The 16,609-nt window shown below is 68.3% G+C and carries 16 protein-coding genes and 1 pseudogene; 7 read left to right on the top strand and 10 right to left on the bottom strand.

Annotation, left to right across the window (positions count from 1 at the left end):
* The first annotated feature begins 188 nt into the window (after positions 1-188).
* Both V5F75_RS11500 and panB read left to right on the top strand, forming a co-directional pair.
* The gene (locus V5F75_RS11500; RefSeq protein ID WP_394034985.1) at positions 189-755 is read left to right on the top strand and encodes an NnrU family protein; all 567 of its coding nucleotides are present in this window, start codon (positions 189-191) and stop codon (positions 753-755) included.
* A gap of 82 nt (positions 756-837) precedes the next feature.
* Entirely contained in the window at positions 838-1,677 is an 840-nt protein-coding gene (gene panB / locus V5F75_RS11495; RefSeq protein WP_394034984.1) for a 3-methyl-2-oxobutanoate hydroxymethyltransferase, read from the top strand.
* Positions 1,678-2,009: 332 nt separating this feature from the next.
* On the opposite strand, the gene gmk is transcribed toward panB, so the two are convergent.
* The 7 genes from gmk to fabD all read right to left on the bottom strand — a co-directional run bounded on the left by gmk (position 2,010) and on the right by fabD (position 8,800).
* Positions 2,010-2,615: a guanylate kinase gene (gene gmk, locus V5F75_RS11490; RefSeq protein WP_394035067.1), complete on the bottom strand. Its 606-nt coding sequence runs from the start codon at positions 2,613-2,615 to the stop codon at positions 2,010-2,012.
* Between the two features lie 92 nt (positions 2,616-2,707).
* A complete protein-coding gene (locus V5F75_RS11485; protein ID WP_394034983.1) occupies positions 2,708-3,634 on the bottom strand; it encodes a YicC/YloC family endoribonuclease in 927 nt (308 codons plus the stop codon).
* Positions 3,635-3,672: 38 nt separating this feature from the next.
* Positions 3,673-4,833 carry an endolytic transglycosylase MltG gene (gene mltG, locus V5F75_RS11480; protein ID WP_394034982.1) on the bottom strand — a complete coding sequence of 387 codons (1,161 nt, stop codon included), beginning with the start codon at positions 4,831-4,833 and terminating at the stop codon, positions 3,673-3,675.
* A gap of 85 nt (positions 4,834-4,918) precedes the next feature.
* Positions 4,919-6,181: a beta-ketoacyl-ACP synthase II gene (gene fabF, locus V5F75_RS11475; RefSeq protein ID WP_394034981.1), complete on the bottom strand. Its 1,263-nt coding sequence runs from the start codon at positions 6,179-6,181 to the stop codon at positions 4,919-4,921.
* Between the two features lie 175 nt (positions 6,182-6,356).
* Entirely contained in the window at positions 6,357-6,593 is a 237-nt protein-coding gene (locus tag V5F75_RS11470; RefSeq protein WP_234050244.1) for an acyl carrier protein, read from the bottom strand.
* A 284-nt stretch (positions 6,594-6,877) separates the two neighbouring features.
* Positions 6,878-7,621 (bottom strand): 3-oxoacyl-[acyl-carrier-protein] reductase, encoded by a 744-nt coding sequence (gene fabG, locus V5F75_RS11465; protein WP_394034980.1) that lies wholly within the window; start codon positions 7,619-7,621, stop codon positions 6,878-6,880.
* Positions 7,622-7,816: 195 nt separating this feature from the next.
* Positions 7,817-8,800, bottom strand: coding sequence for an ACP S-malonyltransferase (fabD, locus tag V5F75_RS11460; protein WP_394034979.1), 984 nt, complete (start codon positions 8,798-8,800; stop codon positions 7,817-7,819).
* A gap of 151 nt (positions 8,801-8,951) precedes the next feature.
* On the opposite strand from fabD, the gene V5F75_RS11455 reads away from it, so the two are divergent.
* A complete protein-coding gene (locus tag V5F75_RS11455; protein ID WP_394034978.1) occupies positions 8,952-9,821 on the top strand; it encodes a ParA family protein in 870 nt (289 codons plus the stop codon).
* A complete protein-coding gene (locus V5F75_RS11450) occupies positions 9,818-10,477 on the top strand; it encodes a hypothetical protein (protein WP_394034977.1) in 660 nt (219 codons plus the stop codon). The genes V5F75_RS11455 and V5F75_RS11450 overlap by 4 nt, the downstream gene beginning before the upstream one ends.
* Positions 10,478-10,490: 13 nt before the next feature.
* Here the strand turns inward: V5F75_RS11450 and V5F75_RS11445 are convergent, their stop codons facing one another.
* The gene (locus V5F75_RS11445) at positions 10,491-11,183 is read right to left on the bottom strand and encodes a HisA/HisF-related TIM barrel protein (protein WP_394034976.1); all 693 of its coding nucleotides are present in this window, start codon (positions 11,181-11,183) and stop codon (positions 10,491-10,493) included.
* A 291-nt stretch (positions 11,184-11,474) separates the two neighbouring features.
* Here V5F75_RS11445 and folB point away from each other — a divergent pair, with 291 nt between their 5' ends.
* Positions 11,475-11,915, top strand: a complete 441-nt coding sequence (gene folB, locus V5F75_RS11440; protein ID WP_394034975.1) for a dihydroneopterin aldolase — start codon at positions 11,475-11,477, stop codon at positions 11,913-11,915.
* Positions 11,916-12,014: 99 nt separating this feature from the next.
* On the top strand, positions 12,015-13,007 hold the full coding sequence (locus V5F75_RS11435; RefSeq protein WP_394034974.1) for a class 1 fructose-bisphosphatase: 993 nt from the start codon (positions 12,015-12,017) through the stop codon (positions 13,005-13,007).
* Positions 13,008-13,126: 119 nt separating this feature from the next.
* Here V5F75_RS11435 and V5F75_RS11430 read toward each other — a convergent pair.
* Positions 13,127-13,385, bottom strand: a pseudogene (locus V5F75_RS11430) (helix-turn-helix domain-containing protein); the annotation flags it as partial.
* A 137-nt stretch (positions 13,386-13,522) separates the two neighbouring features.
* On the bottom strand, positions 13,523-14,509 hold the full coding sequence (locus tag V5F75_RS11425) for a hypothetical protein (RefSeq protein WP_394034973.1): 987 nt from the start codon (positions 14,507-14,509) through the stop codon (positions 13,523-13,525).
* Between the two features lie 380 nt (positions 14,510-14,889).
* On the opposite strand from V5F75_RS11425, the gene V5F75_RS11420 reads away from it, so the two are divergent.
* Entirely contained in the window at positions 14,890-16,503 is a 1,614-nt protein-coding gene (locus tag V5F75_RS11420; protein WP_394034971.1) for an acyl-CoA synthetase, read from the top strand.
* Positions 16,504-16,609: the final 106 nt, after the last annotated feature.

The raw sequence follows: 16,609 nt of genomic DNA, 5'->3' as shown, positions 1-16,609 counted from the left end.
AACATGGAGGACGCTACCTCTCCGCGCTGTGCGGCCCCGGCGGATGGCGAGGACCCGCCCCTCCCCTGCCCGCCCGCTCCTGCTGCATCCTCTCTTGCCGCATTCTCTCTTGCCGCATTCTCTTGCCGCATCCGCGCGCCTCGTGCACTTGAGGCGGGGGCACATGACGCCCCGGCGGAGACACTGCCATGATGATGATGGTTCTGGGCCTCGCGATCTTCCTCGGTATCCACGTGGTGGCGAGCTTGAGGGCGCTCCGGGCAAGGCTCATCGAGGCCGTGGGCGAGGCGGCCTACAAGGGCCTCTTCTCGCTGTTCGCGGCGGGTGGGCTGGTGCTGACGGTCTACGGCTTCGCCCTGTGGCGCGCGGCCGGGTCGGCCATCGTGTGGGAGCCACCGGTGGCGCTGCGCCATGTCACGCTGCTGCTGATGCTCTTCGCCTGCATCTGCGCCGTGGCGGCCTATGTGCCGAGCCACCTGCGCACGCGGCTGAAGCATCCACTGCTGGTGGCGGTGAAGACCTGGGCCTTCGGCCACCTGCTGGCCAATGGCGATGCCGCATCCATGGTGTTGTTCGGCGCCGTGCTCGCCTGGGCGGTCTACGACCGCATCGCCCTGCGCCGCCGTGGCGCGCCGGTGCCGGCCGCGCCGGCCGGGTGGGCGGGAGATGCCCTTGCGGTGGTGGCCGGGGTGGTGCTCTATGCTGTCCTCGCCTTCCTGTTCCACCCCTATGTGATCGGGGTGCCCGTGATGTGAGCGGGCGGGGAACGGGAGCCGCGGCCGCGCGTGCCGGCGAGCCCAGGGCAAAGGTGCCCGCGCCAAAATCTAGAGGAACGTCATGTCCAGCCAGGCAGACAGCCGCCGCATCACCGCGCCGGAGATCCAGGCCCGCAAGGGGGGCGACCCCATCGTTTCGCTGACCTCCTACCATGCCCACACGGCGCGCCTGCTCGACCGCCACGTGGACGTGGTGCTGGTGGGCGACAGCCTGGGCATGGTGATGCACGGGCTCGAAACCACCGTGCCCGTCACCGTGGAGCTGATGATCATGCACGGCCGCGCCGTGGTGCGCGGCACCAAGCGGGCGCTGGTGGTGGTGGACCTGCCTTTCGGCAGCTACGAGGCGAGCCCCACCGAGGCCTTCCACACCGCCGCCCGCGTGCTGAAGGAGACCGGCGCCGGCGCCGTGAAGCTGGAGGGCGGCCGCCGCATGGCCGAGACGGTGCGTTTCCTGGTGGACCGCGGCGTGCCGGTGATGGGGCACGTGGGCCTCACCCCCCAGGCCATCAACACGCTCGGCTCCTTCAAGGCGCGCGGGCGTGACGACGCGGAGGCCTCCGTCATCCTCGACGACGCGCGCGCCATCGCCGATGCCGGAGCCTTCTCCATCGTGCTGGAGGCCATCGCCGAGCCGCTCGCCCGCCGCATCACCCAGGAAGTGGCGCCGCCCACCATCGGCATCGGCGGCTCGGCCGCCTGTGACGGGCAGATCCTGGTGCTGGAGGACATGCTCGGCCTCGGCGAGCGGGTGCCCAAGTTCGTGAAGAAGTACGCCAACATGGGGCCGGACATCGAGAAGGCCGTCGCCACTTACGCGGAAGAGGTGCGCGCGCGCACCTTCCCCGGCCCGGAGCATGTCTACGCCCCGCGCCTCGTGCAGAAGGCCAAGGCGTCCTGAGGCACGGCGGGCGGCCTTCTCCGAACGGCCGCCCATCGCCGGCAATGCTGGTGCGAGACCATGCGCGAAGCGCCGGGGGTAGCCGGAAACGCAGCCAGCGGCGGGGGCGAGGCATCGCTCCCGGCCGCGCGACCTTGCAGGAACTTCGGTGCTTCCAGGCTTCAGGGGCGCTCGGCCATGGCTCTGGAGCCGGCCCGGCCCGCGCGCTTGCGCCCTGCCCGCGAAGGAGAGCGCGCTGGCGCGTTTTCGAGCGGCCGGTTCACGCCAGGAAAACGCGTCGACTCAGGACCTCAGAGCGCTTGCCTCCGAGAAGAGGCGCGCGGAAAGCGCCTCTATAGCGCGTCCCGCAGATGCTTCACGAAGGTCGAGAGGCCGGTGAGCCGCCGGCGCTTCAGCCGCTCCGCCTGCAGGATGGACTGCAGCTTGACGAGGCTGTCCTCCACCTCATGATTGATGAGGATGTAGTCGTACTCGTCGTAATGGCTGATCTCGTCGGAGGCCTTGGCCATGCGCTGGTGCACCACCTCGTCGGTGTCCTGGGCGCGGGTGCGCAGGCGCTTTTCCAGGTCGGCCGCGCTGGGCGGCAGCAGGAACACCTTCACGAGATCCTGCTGGGCGCTCTCACCGAGCTGCTGGGTGCCCTGCCAGTCGATGTCGAACAGCACGTCCCGCCCGGCGGAAAGCGCAGCCTCCACAGCCCCGCGCGGGGTGCCGTAGAGGTTGTTGAAGACCACAGCGTGCTCTAGCAGCTCCCCCTCGTCACGCATGCGCTCAAAGGTGGGCACGTCCACGAAGAAATAGTCCTTCCCCTCCACCTCGCCGGGCCGGGGCGCGCGCGTCGTCACCGAGACAGACATGGTGATGCGCGTGTCCACCTCCAGCAGGCGGCGCGACAGCGTGGTCTTGCCGGCGCCCGAGGGCGAGGAGAGCACCAGCATCAGCCCGCGCCGCGCAAGGCCGGCGCCGGCCCCCGGCTTCCAGCCGGGCAAAGCGAAATGGGGAGAGAGGGAGGAAGGCGTCGTCACCGCGGTCACTCGAGGTTCTGGATCTGCTCGCGGAACTGATCCACCAGCAGCTTCAGGTCAAGGCCGATCTGCGTGAGCGCGACCGTGTTCGACTTGGAGCACAGGGTGTTCGCCTCGCGGTTGAACTCCTGGGCCAGGAAATCCAGCCGCCGACCCACCGGCCCACCGGCTCCCAGCAGCTCCCGCGCGGCAGCCACGTGGGCCGCCAGCCGGTCCAGCTCCTCGCGGATGTCCGCCTTGGTAGCCAGCATCACCGCCTCCTGATGCAGCCGCTCGGGGTCGAGCTGAGGCCCCGCCTCCAGCAGCACGCGCACCTGCTCGGCGAGCCGGGCGCGAATCGCCTCCACGCTGCGTTCCGGCAGCCGCTCCGCCGCCTCCACCAGAGCCGAAATGGCGTCGAGACGGCCGAGCAGCACCACCTGCAGCGCCTGGCCCTCCCGCTCGCGCATGGCGCACAGCTCGGCCAACGCCACCTCGAAGGCCGCGAGGCAGGCGACGGCGCGGGCGTGCCGTCCGGCCTCGTCCTCCTCCGCCTCGGTGACCTCGACGATGCCCTTGACCGCCAGCAAGGCGTCGAGCCCCGGCGCCGGCGCGCCAAACTTCTCCGCGGTGCGGCGCACGGCGCGCACGAGGCTTTCGAGCCCCGCCTCGTTGACGCGGATCGCCACGTCCTCCCCCTCACGCGCCGCCGTGAGGGTGGCCGAAACCGATCCGCGCGCCAGCACGGCGCCGGCGCGGGCGCGCACCTGGGCCTCGATATCCTCGCAGCCCGGCGGCAGGCGCAGGCGCAGGTCCAGCCCCTTGCCGTTCACCGAGCGCACCTCCCACGCGAAGCGCCAGCGTCCTTCGCTCGCGGAGGCGCGGGCGAAGGCGGTCATGCTGGCCAGCGATGCGGGGCGCATCGCGGCGGGGGCGGAGGAGAGCGCGGTCATGGGTGCTCACGCGGGGGATGAGCCGCCGCGCGCCTTCTTCAGTTGCCGGCGGGCTTGGGGGCGCCGCCTTGGGGGGCCGCTGGCGCCGGCGTGGCCGGCTGGGGGGCCGAGCCGGACTGAGCCGCCTCGATGGCGCGCCAGCGCGCCACGTTCCTGTTGTGGTCGGCCAGGGTCTCGGCGAAGGCGTGGCCGCCCGTGCCGTCGGCCACGAAGTAGAGATCCTTCGTGTGGGCGGGATTGGCCACCGCCGCCAGCGCATCGCGGCCGGGATTGCCGATGGGCCCCGGCGGCAGGCCGTCCACCGTATAGGTGTTGTAGGCGGTGGGCGCGACGATGTCCGTGCGGCTGATGGGTCGCCCCAGCGATCCCTTGCCGCCGACGATGCCGTAGATGATGGTCGGGTCCGACTGGAGCCGCATCTTCTTGTTGAGCCGGTTGACGAAGACCGCCGCCACCTTGGCCCGTTCATCCGGCTCGCCCGTCTCCTTCTCGACGATGGAGGCGAGGATGATCATCTCCTGCGTGTTCTTCAGGGGCAGGTCGGGGTCCCGCTTTTCCCACAGGGTCTTCACCAGCTTCTGCTGGGCGTCCGCCATCTGCTTCAGCAGCTCGTCGCGGGACATGCCGCGGTGGATTCGGTAGGTCTCGGGCAGCAGCGTGCCTTCCAGCGGCACCACCGGCGTGCCGGTGAGCAGGTCGTTCGCCAGCAGGCGCTGCACCACCTGGAGGCTGGTGAGCCCCTCGGGGATGGTGACTTGGTGCGCCACCACCTTGCCGGAGGCGATGGCATCCACCACGCTCGCCATGGACTGGCCCGGCTTGAAGAGGTATTCGCCCGCCTTCATGCTGGCATCCGGGCGCATCATCTTCTGGCCCAGGATGAACACCAGCCAGTTGTCGATGACGCCCTCGCGCTCCAGCGTCTCCGCCATGTCGCGCACGCCCGCGCCGCGGGGGATGAGGACGGTCTTCTCCGCGGCCAGGGGGCCGGGGCCGTTATAGGCGTGCTCGCCGTACCAGAGGGCGAGGCCGCCGCCGAGCAGCACGAACAGCAGAAAGGTGAAGATGCCACTGCCGATCGTCACCGCCGGGTGGCGCGCGGCCTGGGAGGGCCTGCGGGCCTTGCCCTTGTCCCGGCGCCTGACGTGATAGGTGGGCGCGACCCCGCGATCGGGGTTCTCGTTCTCTGGTGTTTCCATAACGGGCCTCCCACGCGCGGCGCCGGGCAATCTGGCGCGGCCGCTGACGCGGCCACGCCCTGGACGCAGGCTGCGCCGCGCCGGCTCAGGCCGCGTAGCGCCGGAAGATCAGCGACGCATTGGTGCCACCGAAACCAAAGGAATTGGACAGCACCGTGTCGATCTTGCGGGGCTGCGCCTTCAGGGGCACCAGATCGATCGGCGTTTCCACCGACGGATTCTCGAGATTGAGGGTCGCCGGGGCGATCTGGTCGCGAATGGCGAGCACCGAGAAGATGGCCTCCACCGCGCCCGCGGCACCGAGCAGATGCCCGATGGACGACTTGGTGGACGACATGGCGGTCTTGCCCGCCGCGTTGCCCAGGAGCCGCTCCACCGCCTTGAGCTCGATCTCGTCGGCCATGGTGGAGGTGCCATGGGCGTTGATGTAGTCGATGTCATCAGCGGACAGACCGGCCCGCTTCAGCGCGGCCGACATGCAGCGATAGGCGCCGTCGCCATCCATGGAGGGGGCGGTGATGTGGTAGGCGTCGCCGGACAGGCCATAGCCCACCAGCTCGGCGTAGATGCGAGCCCCGCGCGCCTTGGCGTGCTCCAGTTCCTCCAGCACCACCACGCCCGAGCCCTCGCCCATCACGAAGCCGTCGCGATCCCGGTCGTAGGGGCGCGAGGCGCGGGTGGGCTCGTCGTTGAAGGCGGTGCACAGCGCCTTGCAGGCGGCGAAGCCGGCGAGCGCGAGGCGGTTGATGGGCGATTCGGTACCGCCGGCCACCATCACGTCCGCATCGCCCAGGGCGATGAGGCGCCCGGCGTCGCCGATGGCGTGGGCGCCGGTGGAGCAGGCCGTGACCACCGCGTGGTTCGGCCCCTTCAGGCCGTGCGCGATGGAGACGTAGCCGCCCGCCAGATTGATGAGTCGGCCAGGAATGAAGAAGGGCGAGATGCGGCGCGGGCCGCGCTCCTTCAGGGTGAGGGAGGCTTCCGCGATGCCCTCGATGCCACCGATGCCGGAGCCGATCAGCACGCCCGTGGTGATCTGCTCCTCGTAGGTGGAGGGATGCCAGCCGGCGTCGTCGAGCGCCTGGGAGGCGGCAGCCATGGCGAAGACGATGAACTCGTCGACCTTGCGCTGCTCCTTCGGCTCCATCCACTGATCGGGATTGTAGGTGCCGTCGGAGCCGTCACCGCGCGGAATGTTCGCCGCAATCTTGCAGGCAAGATCGGAAACATCGAAGTGCGTCACGGCCGTGACGCCGCTTTCGCCGGCAAGCAGACGCCGCCACGTGGGCTCCACGCCGCAGCCGAGGGGCGTCACCATGCCGAGACCGGTGACGACGACACGTCTCATGGGGAAAACTCCGACAGACGCTCGAAAGCGTGCAAACATCCCGGCTGAAGGCCACTGCGCTCGGACCTTCCACGCCCGCTTCCGGACCCGCCGCGGCAGCCGCGGCGGGCCGATCACAAGAACGGCCGCGGGCGCAGGGCGCCACGCGACCGGAGCCTGAACCTCGAGCCGCGGCTCAGGCCGCGTTCTTTTCCAGGAACTTGATGGCGTCGCCGACCGTCAGAATGGTCTCGGCGGCGTCGTCGGGGATCTCGCAGTTGAAGGCTTCCTCGAACGCCATCACGAGCTCGACGGTGTCGAGGCTGTCGGCGCCGAGGTCGTCGATGAAGGAGGCGCCATCGGTCACCTTCTCAGGTTCGACGCCCAGATGCTCAGCGACGATCTTCTTCACCCGCTCGGCGATGTCACTCATCGATGCAACCCTCGTTGTTCGGATAATCCCGTTGCCGTTCGGCGGCTGGAGGTGGGCATAATGCCTTTTTTCCGCCGTGCCCAGCCCCCTCGTCCACATCCGGTGCATGGGGCCGGCGCCGCCGGCGCTTGAGCCTGCCGGAATGGCGCCGCGCCGCACGTCTCCTGACGTTGCGTGACGGATCGGAAACGCCAAATGGCGCCCCGAATCCGGACCGGCTGTGCGGCTCGTACCATACTCGCGACGCCCTGACCAGCGAGGGTAAAGGCGCCGCACCGCAGCATTCAGATCATGGCCATGCCGCCGTTCACGTGCAGGGTCTGGCCCGTCACGTAGGCGGCTTCATTGGACGCGAGATAGACGCAGGCGGCGGCGATATCCTCCGGCGTCCCCAGCTTTGCGGCGGGCACGGCCTTCAGGATGCTCTCGCGCTGCTTCTCGTTGAGCGCGTCGGTCATGGGCGTGGCGATGAAGCCGGGGGCGACGCAGTTCACCGTCACCCCGCGCGAGGCCACTTCCTGCGCCAGCGACTTCGACATGCCGATCATGCCCGCCTTGGCCGCCGCGTAATTGCCCTGCCCCGCATTGCCGGTGACGCCGACGATGGAGGTGATGGAGATGATGCGGCCAGAGCGCCGGCGCATCATGGTGCGCACCGCCGCGCGCGAGAGGCGGAAGGCGGCCGTGAGGTTCACCGCGATCACCTGATCCCACGCCTCGTCGGAGAGGCGCATGAAGATGTTGTCACGGGTGATGCCGGCGTTGTTCACCAGAATGTCGATATGCCCGCCCAGCGCCTCCTCGGCGGCGGGCACCAGCTTCTCCACCTCTTCGGCGTCGCCGAGATTGCAGGGCAGCACCGCCACGCGCGCGCCGCCGAGTTCCGCCGCCAGGGCTTCCAGCGCCTCGCGGCGGGTGCCGGAGACGGCGACGGTGGCGCCCTGGGCGTGCAGCGCCTTGGCGATGGCGCCGCCGATGCCCCCGGTGGCGCCGGTGACGAGCGCGGTCTTGCCGGTCAGATCGAACATGAAACCCCAGTCCTCTGTTGGATGGTTCCGGCGACTGGCCGGTCAATGATGGCGACGCGTCCCGCCCGTCCGGGCCGGGGCGCGTCCGCGGTCGCCGGAGGCGGCGTCCGCGTCGAAACCTTGAGGAAGCTTCTGCCCCTTCCCGGCCGCGCCCCGCAAGCGCGGGAGGCCGGGAAGGGACGAAATTTCCGCGCCTCAGGCGACCGGAGCCGCGCTGCGGGCGGCGATGAAGGCCGCGACATCCTCGGCCGCGCCCACGTTGGAGCAGGCGATCGACTTGTCGATGCGCTTCACGAGGCCGCACAGCACCTTGCCGGCGCCCACCTCCACCATGCGGTTCACGCCCGCGCCCGCCATGTAGATGATGCTCTCGCGCCAGCGCACCGTGCCCGTCACCTGCTCCACCAGCAGACGGACGATCTCGGCCGGGTCGGTCACCGGGGAGGCCCGCACATTGGAGACCACGGGCACGCGCGGCGTCATCACGGTGGAGCCGGAGAGGGCCACTTCCATCGCCTCGGCGGCGGGAGCCATCAGCCGGCAATGGAAGGGGGCGGACACCGGCAGCAGAACCGCCTTCAGCGCGCCCTTCTCCTTGGCGATGACGATGGCCCGCTCCACCGCCGCCTTGGTGCCGGAAACCACCACCTGGCCCGGCGCATTGTCGTTGGCCGCCTCGCACACGTCGTCGCCGGCGGCTTCCGCCGCCACTGCGACCGCCTGCTCGTAGTCGAGGCCGAGCAGCGCCGCCATGGCGCCCTCGCCCACCGGCACGGCCTCCTGCATGGCGCGGCCGCGAATGCGCAGCAGGCGCGCCGCCTCGGTGATGGTGAGCGCACCGGCGGCCGCCAGCGCCGAATACTCGCCCAGCGAGTGGCCGGCCACGAAGGCGGCATCGCGCGCCAGGTCGAGCCCCGCCTCGGCCTCCAGCACGCGCATGGCGGCGAGGGAGACGGCCATGAGCGCGGGCTGCGCGTTGGCGGTCAGGGTCAGCGTCTCGGCCGGGCCTTCCCACATGATGCGGGTGAGGTGCTCGTTGAGCGCTGTGTCCACCTCGTCGAACACCGCCTTGGCGGCGGGGAAATTCTCCGCGAGCGCCTTGCCCATGCCCACGGCCTGGCTGCCCTGGCCGGGAAAGATGAAGGCGGTCTGAGAGGTCAAGCGCTGTCCCTCGCTCATGGGGCGGCCCTCCGGTGCTCTGGAAGCAGGGTTGAAATTGGGGAGCGCAGAGACACCGGGAATGTGGGCGAGTCAAGGCGGGGCGCTGTTGCGAAACCGTCTGCAATCGGTGCGATATATCCAAGGTTGTGGAATCGCGGGGGTAGCACGGGTGTCCAAAGTCATCTCCATCGTGAACATGAAGGGCGGCGTCGGGAAGACCACGCTGGCCGTGGCATTGACCGACTACATCGGCTGCGTGCTGCAGCAGAATGTATGCTTGGTGGATCTCGATGCGCAGGCCAACGCCAGCTACGCCGTGCTGGGCGAGGAGCGCTTCGAGGCGCTGATCGAGCAGAATGCGACCATCGACCGCTTCTTCCTCGACCAGGGCAAGCCCTTCAAGGACGACAGCCTGGACGACTACATCCTGGACGAGGCCTCGCGGCTGGAGGACGGGGGCGGGCGCGTCTCGCTCGTGCCGTCCAACCCGCGCCTGCGCATGGTGGAGCGCTCGCTGCTCATCAAGCTGGCCCGGCTCAACGTCTTCGACCAGGAGCTGGAAGGCCGCGCGGGCTCGGCCCTGCGGCGCGGCTTCGCCGACCTGACCGGCAAGGGCACCTACGTGGTGGTGGACTCTCCGCCCGGGATTTCCGGCTTCGCCATGGCCGCCCTCAAGGCGTCCGACATCGTGGTGGCGCCGGTCAATCCCGATTACCTCTCGGCCATCGGCCTCGACCTGCTCGGCCGCGAGATCATCCCGCGCCTGCGCCCCGAGGAGCGCCCGCCGCTCTGGGCCTGCCGCACCAAGATCCGCCCCGGCGTCCATTATCCCCGCATGGAAAAGTTCAGCGATCCGGCGTTCCAGGACACGGCGGACTTCTCGCTCATGAACACCGTCATCCAGCTCCGGGCGGATCTCGGCCGGATCGTCGAGGAGGGTGAGCTTTTCCAGTCCTTCAGGCAGAAGTACGGAACCGCCATCGATGACGTCATCTCCTTCGGGGAAGAAGTCATGAGCCTTGTGGACGGTGAAAGATGAGCAGCCCCATGTCCGCCCTGGAAGCCGCCCGCGCCCTGGCCGCCGTCGCCCAAGACGGCGAGCGGGAATTGAACGACCTTCTGATCCAGAAGTTCATTCTTCCGAAGCTGGAGGCCATCTCCGGCCTCGATGCCGCCCGCGCCAGCTTCAAGGCGCTCGGCCCCGCGCCGTTCCGCGCCTATGCGCTGCGCATGGCCGATGCGAAGGTCCGGAAGGTTCTCGAGGCGTGCGGCGGCGGCAAGGCCGCCATCAAGCCGTTGTCGGGCGTCGAGATCCGCAATCTCCTGGAGGAGCTCGCGTCCGGCGCGCGCGACACCTACGCGCCAGAGCCCCGGCCCTCCCGCTCCGCCCCCGCCGCGCGGACGCCGAAAACCGCCCCCAGCCGCGAGCCGAAGCCCCCGGCCACCCTGCCCGACGTGCGCGCGCTCTACCGGTCCGGCGGCACCGAAGCGCTCTACAAGGCCATCAAGCCGCTGAAGGTGGCGGAGCTGCGCGCCGTCATCACGGACCAGGGCCTCAAGCTGCCGTCGAAGGCCGGGGCCAAGAAGGACGACCTGCTCAAGAGCATCCAGACGGCGGTGCGCGACGAGCTGGGCGTGCGCGGCGACTGGGTCGGCGCCGTCGCGCGCAAGAAGAACGACGCAGACGAGGCGTGATCGCCCGTCGCGCTCACACCCACCTGCGCGCGCATGCGGCATCGATCCGCCCGTCGTGCAGGGCGCTCGCCACCAGCACGCCGGCGGCGCCGGCCGCCGCCAGGGCGTCCAGGTCCTGCGGCCCACGTACGCCGCCGGCGGCGTAGACGGCGACATCCGGCCGGCGGGCCCGCACCCGGCGCAGGGCATCGAGGTCCGGCCCCTCGCCGGAGCCCACCCGCGCCAGGGTCATCACGATGACCCGCTCCGGCCACAGGGATGCATCCTCGTGCACCGCGCGGGGGCCGAGGGGGCCGGTGCCGTCGTGGTCCAGGGAGAGGATGGCCCCGGCACGCAGCAGTTCGCGCGCATCAAGGCCCTCGCCGAGGGATTCGGTGCCCACCACGCTGGTGCCGAGCCCGGCCGCGGCACGGGCGCGCACGGCCTCGGCGCGCGCCTCCCCCGCATCCACCCACAGCTCCACCTGGGGGAAGGCGCGGCGCAGGGCGACGACCACGGGGGCATTGTCTCCGGCGCCGGTGATGGCGTCGATGTCCGCCACGTAGAGGGCGCGGAAGGGCGCGAGGGCGAGGAAGCCGGCGGCCACGTCCACAGCCTGGGCGGAGGCGCAGAGCGGGCTCGCGAGGGGCGCATAGCTCTCGCGCGCGCCGCGGCGGGCGTGGACCACGATGCCGCCCTTGAGATCGATGACCGGAATCAGCAGCATTCACCCCACCCGCGCCGGAAGACGCGCGGCAGCATCGCATTTCGGCCCGGCCTCGCGCCAGTCGCCCGGAGGGCATCGCCCGCCGCCGATGCGTGCGGTGCAGCATGGGACGGCGACGCTGATCCGTTGAAAGCCGGCGCGGAAAACAATAGGAAGTCACGACATCCACGGTGCGCGCGGCACCCCGGACCGGTCCCTCCCCGCCTCACGCGAGGCACATGGGGCGTGGCTGCCCCCATTGCGGCCGAGCTTCCGCGCGATCCGGCGTTCTGCTGCGCGCGCGAGGCCTGAATGACACCACCTGACGATCCCGAAATGATGGCCGATGCTTCCCTCTCCACTGAGGCGCTTCCCGCCGGCAGGCCCGCGCAGTCCGGCCGGCTGTTCCTGCGTGCCCTCCCCTTCTTCGCCCGTCACGGCGTGCACGAGGCGGAACGCGAGCTGGGCCAGCGATTCGTGATCGACGTGGACTGGTGGCTGGACACCCGCCCCGCCGCCTGGGCCGACGACGAAGCGCTCACCATCTCCTACCAGCAGGTGTATGAGCATGTCGCGGCGGTGGTGAACGACGACCCCGTGCACCTCATCGAGACCCTGGCCGAGCGCATCGCCACCCGGATGCTCGACCATTTCGCCCTCATGGAGCAGGTGCGAGTGGTGGTGCACAAGCCAGGCGCGCCGGTAACGGGCGTGTTCGGCGACGTGGGCATCGAGATCATCCGCCAGCGCTGAGCGGCGGCCGTTCGTCTTGCGGTAATTGCTTTGCCGCGCGGCGCGCCTTGGGCCATAAGGGCGCCGGCGGCGCGGGCCGCCGGTCGTGCCAGGGAGATGATGGTGAGTGAGATCGTGACCCTTCAGGCCTATCTCGATCGCTGGGCGGGAGCGGACGCGGAGCGCAAGGCCGTCGCCGGCGCGGTGCGCACCATCGCGGCGACCGGTGTCGGCATCGCCGACCTGGTGGCGCGCGGGCCGCTGGAGGAAGGGCTCGCCAAGATCCGCGGCACCGATCCCAACGCCGGCGGCGACGCGCAGAAGGAGCTCGACGTCATCGCCGAGGAGCGCATCGTCTCGGCCCTGAAGGGCACGGAAGTGGCGTTCCTCGCCTCCGAGGAGAGCGAGGAGCTCATTCCGGTGAACGCAGGCGGCCGGCTGGTGGTGGCGGTGGACCCCCTCGACGGCTCCTCCAACATCGACACCAACGTGTCGGTTGGCACCATCTATTCCATCCTGCCCTATGCGGCGGGCGAGCACCCCGACCCGGCGGCGGCGGTGATGCGTCCCGGCAGCCATCAGGTGGCGGCGGGCTTCCTGGCCTACGGGCCGGCGACCATCCTGGTGTCGACCCTGGGCGAGGGCACGCAGGTGTTCGTCCATGACCGGGAGAAGGGCGAGTTCTTCCTGGCGCGCGAGCAGGTGGAGATCCCGGCCGAGACCAAGGAATACGGGGTCAACCAGTCCAACGTGCGCCAGTGGCACGGGCCGATGCAGGCCTATCTGGCCGATTGCCTCGCCGGCAAGGAAGGCCCGCGGGGCAAGGACTTCAACATGCGCTGGGTGGGCTCCATGGTGGCCGACGCCTTCCGCATCTTCACCCGCGGCGGCGTCTACATCTACCCCTCCGACAAGCGCAAGGGCTACGAGAACGGCCGCCTGCGGCTGATCTACGAGGCCAACCCGGTGGCCTTCCTCACCGAGCAGGCCAAGGGCGCGGCCACCGACGGCAAGACCCGCATCCTCGACATCGTGCCCCACCATATCCACCAGCGCATTCCGCTGGTGTTCGGCTCCCGCGCCGAGGTGGAGAAGATCGCCTCCTATTACTGAGCCGGGCGGGCTTTGGCGCCGCCTTTCTCTTCCGTCACACCGCGCGGCGCCGGCCTCCACCGCTTCCTCAATGCGTCAGCGCGACCAGGGACACGGTCTTGTCGGCGGCCGCGGGGTCAGCCCGGCGGCCGCGTCTTGTCGCGCAGTAGCCCTTCGACGCCTTCCTCCACGAAGCGCGCCTGCCAGCGCCAGACGATGGTCTCGGCCGCGCCGGTCTCGGTCATGATGGCATGGGTGCCGGCCCCATCGGCGCTCATGAGCACGATCCAGGCCCGCCAGACGTACTTCTGTGGGGGTGTTGCGATCCGCCACCAGGGCATCAAGCCGCCGCCGATGAGCCGCATCAAGGGCGGTGTGATCCCATCGCGTATGCGCTATCGGACCACATCAGGGGCACAAACGGAATCCATAAGCGGACTCTTCCGTCTCGGTCACTCCACAAGAGGTGCCTGTACGCGTCGCTGGTCGAGAGACGCGGGATAGCCCCGCGCCGCTCTCCATGTTTCCTCGATCGTCTACCGGTCGGGATCGACTTTGCAGGCAGCCAGAACTTTCCCGAAAGCTGCCTTCCAGTTACTTTCTTCTATTTTAAACACTCCTCCAGCAGCAGAAACAATCATGGGGCCGGATGCAGAATACATATTTCTCAAGCGCGCAATCCCACTTGCAGACCTTTCAACGAAGGCATAGAAGGAGACAAAGTTCGTCGCGTGCGTGAATTTTGATGGAAATGAGAATCTGGAATTTCCAATATTTATATTCAATGACTCTTCAACGCCTTCAGTAACACTGCGAGTTGTATTTGTTGATAGATATCCAATTCGAATCTTTTCACCTATACACATTACACTGATATTATCTTCAGAATCCGTTTTCTCTGCACTTATCTCCGTAAAAGAAAGCCCCGATGTCGGATTCTCGCCGACCTTAATCTTCCAAGCGCCTTCCGCCTCCGTCTCAATGGCGGAGCGGGTCGATGTGGAAGCCGGTGATTTGGAGATGCCACACGATTTAAGCACGGCTGTAAAAGCAGCCTCCCGGCCGGAGTCTTGAAAAATGTACGATCTTCCGTTGGCTGTAAACGTTAAATCACCGGAATTATGTGTTATATATTTTATCGCCTTGCTGTACATATCGCCATCGCTTGCGCGCAGAACATAAGCAACATTGCTTCCAACATTTTCAATGTTACTTTTTATCTTAAACCCAATATTCGATGAAAATTTTACGTCTAATTCTGGCGATAAATTTGATATTGACAGACCATTTGGCCTCGCCGTCGTCAATGCAATGATTATATTTTTAGTGTCTTCGCCAAGTTGACACTCAAAACTAAGCTTAGATCCTGCACTGTTATTAATTATAGCGACAGCGTATTTATATTCATTTCCATTGTCCGATTTGTCAAAGCCGCTACTAAGCTCCCAGGCAGATGCCTGCGCGATGCTTGACGTGAATGTGAAACAGAAAGCAAAGGCTGTGAATCTTAAAAGAAACGACACTCGATAGCCCCCCTCACTCCGATAGCGTTTCCGATGATAACGGGATCACCGAAAACGCTCTACCATTTTGTTTTTATGCATTTCCGGATGCAAAACCGTTTCACACTTTTTCTGGAAATGCTCCAGGCCGCGTGGACGGAATTTGGGCGTATGGGGGCCCTTCGCGGGTTTTGCGCGATTCATAGCGGGCCAGTCTTCGGTGAGGCCGGCCATGCTGATTCCGTGAAACCGGGAACGCCCCAGCCCCCTTGACCGCCGCAGGAAAAAAACGTTCGATCGTTTCCTGAACGCACGGAAGGCGCCCACCGGCGCCGGCCGCGAGCGGGGACTTCCCGCCGCGCCGGCGCGCGAGACGAAACGGCGCCATGCGGAGGAAACCGATGTCGCCCGCCAGCCCCTGCTACGAGACCCTTCGGCACGCCTTCTCCTGGAACATCCCGGAGCGCTACAACATGGGCGTCGCCTGCGCCGACGCCCATGCGGACGGCTCCGGCCGGCCGGCGCTGATCTTCGTGGAGGAGACGGGCGCCGCCCGCACCTACAGCTTCGATGAGCTGAAAGCGCTCACCAACCGATTCGCCAACGTGCTGACGGCGGCGGGCCTCCAGCGCGGGGACCGGGTGGCGGTGTTCCTGCCCCAGGCGCCGGAGACGGCCATCGCCCATATCGGCGCCTTCAAGGCGGGCATGGTCTCGGTGCCCCTGTTCACGCTGTTCGGCGCCGAGGCGTTGGAATACCGTCTGGCCGCATCCGGCGCGCGGGCGCTGGTGACGGACCTTTCCGGCCTCGCCAAGCTGGAGGAGATCCGCGCGCGCCTGCCGGATCTCCGCCATGTCTTCGTCACCGGCACGGACCCCGGCGCGGCCCATGCCCGCCTGTTCGACACGGCGCTGGAGGCGGCATCGGACCGCTTCACTCCGGTGGAGACGACGCCGGACGACCCCGGCATCATCATCTTCACGTCAGGCACCACCGGCAATCCCAAGGGGGCGCTGCACGGCCACCGGGTGCTGCTCGGCCACCTGCCGTGCCTCCAGGTCATCCACCGCGGCATGCCCCAGCCCGGCGACCTGCACTGGACTCCGGCCGACTGGGCCTGGATCGGCGGCCTGTTCGACGTGCTGTTCCCGACCCTGCACCTGGGGGTGCCGGTGCTTGCCCACCGCGCCCGGAAGTTCGACCCCGAGGCCGCCATGGCGCTGATGGCGGAGCACGGCGTGCGCAACGTGTTCCTGCCGCCCACCGCGCTGAAGCTGCTGCGACAGGCGGATGTGAAGCCGCGCGCGCTGAAGCTGCGCTCGCTCCTCACCGGCGGCGAGACGCTGGGGGCGGAGCTGGGCGCCTTCGTGGCAGAGCGGCTGGGCGTGGAGGCGCGGGAGATCTACGGCCAGACCGAATGCAACCTCGTGGTGGGTTCCAACTCGGATTTCTTCCCCATCCGCCCCGGCGCCATGGGCAAGCCCATGCCCGGGCACGACGTGCGCATCGTGGACGACGCGGGCCGCGAGCTGCCGGTGGGCCAGGAGGGCAACATCGCCGTGCGCAAGGGCGATCCGGTGATGATGCTGGAATATTGGCGCAACCCCGAGGCCACGGCCCAGAAATATGCCGGCGACTTCCTCCTCACCGGCGATCGCGGGCGGCAGGACGAGGACGGCTACCTCTGGTACGTGGGCCGGGCGGACGATGTCATCACCTCGGCCGGCTACCGCATCGGGCCGGGGGAGATCGAGGACTGCCTCCTGAAGCATCCGGCGGTGGCGCTGGCGGCGGTGGTGGGGGTGCCGGACCCGGTGCGCACCGAGGCGGTGAAGGCGTGGCTGGTGCTGAAGCCCGGCCATGCGGGCACGCCCGAGCTGGCGCGCGAGCTGCAGGAGCATGTGAAGAGCCGCCTCTCGGCCCACGAATACCCCCGCCAGATCGCCTTCACGGAAAGCCTGCCCATGACCGCCACCGGCAAGATCCTGCGGCGCGAGCTGCGCGCGCGGGGCTGAGGGCGGGGACACGCGGAAGCCCTGCGGAGAGGATGCGCCGCGCGGCGGGGGAGGAAGGCTTCCCCTCCCGCGCGGGCGCTGCCATGGTGCGGGAGAATCCATCCGC

The sequence above is a fragment of the Xanthobacter albus genome (assembly GCF_043194895.2).
Taxonomy (GTDB): domain Bacteria; phylum Pseudomonadota; class Alphaproteobacteria; order Rhizobiales; family Xanthobacteraceae; genus Xanthobacter.
The sequence above is the reverse complement of the archived record's forward strand: the minus strand, read 5'-3'. Positions and strand labels throughout refer to the sequence as shown.

What these genes read in the sequence shown, in the direction of transcription:
- V5F75_RS11500 (WP_394034985.1), top strand. Translation starts at nt 189, where the DNA reads ATGATGATGATGGTTCTGGGCCTCGCGATCTTCCTCGGTATCCACGTG.
- V5F75_RS11445 (WP_394034976.1), bottom strand. Translation starts at nt 11,183, where the DNA reads ATGCTGCTGATTCCGGTCATCGATCTCAAGGGCGGCATCGTGGTCCAC.
- panB (WP_394034984.1), top strand. Translation starts at nt 838, where the DNA reads ATGTCCAGCCAGGCAGACAGCCGCCGCATCACCGCGCCGGAGATCCAG.
- V5F75_RS11450 (WP_394034977.1), top strand. Translation starts at nt 9,818, where the DNA reads ATGAGCAGCCCCATGTCCGCCCTGGAAGCCGCCCGCGCCCTGGCCGCC.
- folB (WP_394034975.1), top strand. Translation starts at nt 11,475, where the DNA reads ATGACACCACCTGACGATCCCGAAATGATGGCCGATGCTTCCCTCTCC.
- V5F75_RS11435 (WP_394034974.1), top strand. Translation starts at nt 12,015, where the DNA reads ATGGTGAGTGAGATCGTGACCCTTCAGGCCTATCTCGATCGCTGGGCG.
- V5F75_RS11470 (WP_234050244.1), bottom strand. Translation starts at nt 6,593, where the DNA reads ATGAGTGACATCGCCGAGCGGGTGAAGAAGATCGTCGCTGAGCATCTG.
- mltG (WP_394034982.1), bottom strand. Translation starts at nt 4,833, where the DNA reads ATGGAAACACCAGAGAACGAGAACCCCGATCGCGGGGTCGCGCCCACC.
- V5F75_RS11420 (WP_394034971.1), top strand. Translation starts at nt 14,890, where the DNA reads ATGTCGCCCGCCAGCCCCTGCTACGAGACCCTTCGGCACGCCTTCTCC.
- fabD (WP_394034979.1), bottom strand. Translation starts at nt 8,800, where the DNA reads ATGAGCGAGGGACAGCGCTTGACCTCTCAGACCGCCTTCATCTTTCCC.
- V5F75_RS11485 (WP_394034983.1), bottom strand. Translation starts at nt 3,634, where the DNA reads ATGACCGCGCTCTCCTCCGCCCCCGCCGCGATGCGCCCCGCATCGCTG.
- fabG (WP_394034980.1), bottom strand. Translation starts at nt 7,621, where the DNA reads ATGTTCGATCTGACCGGCAAGACCGCGCTCGTCACCGGCGCCACCGGG.
- fabF (WP_394034981.1), bottom strand. Translation starts at nt 6,181, where the DNA reads ATGAGACGTGTCGTCGTCACCGGTCTCGGCATGGTGACGCCCCTCGGC.
- gmk (WP_394035067.1), bottom strand. Translation starts at nt 2,615, where the DNA reads ATGCTGGTGCTCTCCTCGCCCTCGGGCGCCGGCAAGACCACGCTGTCG.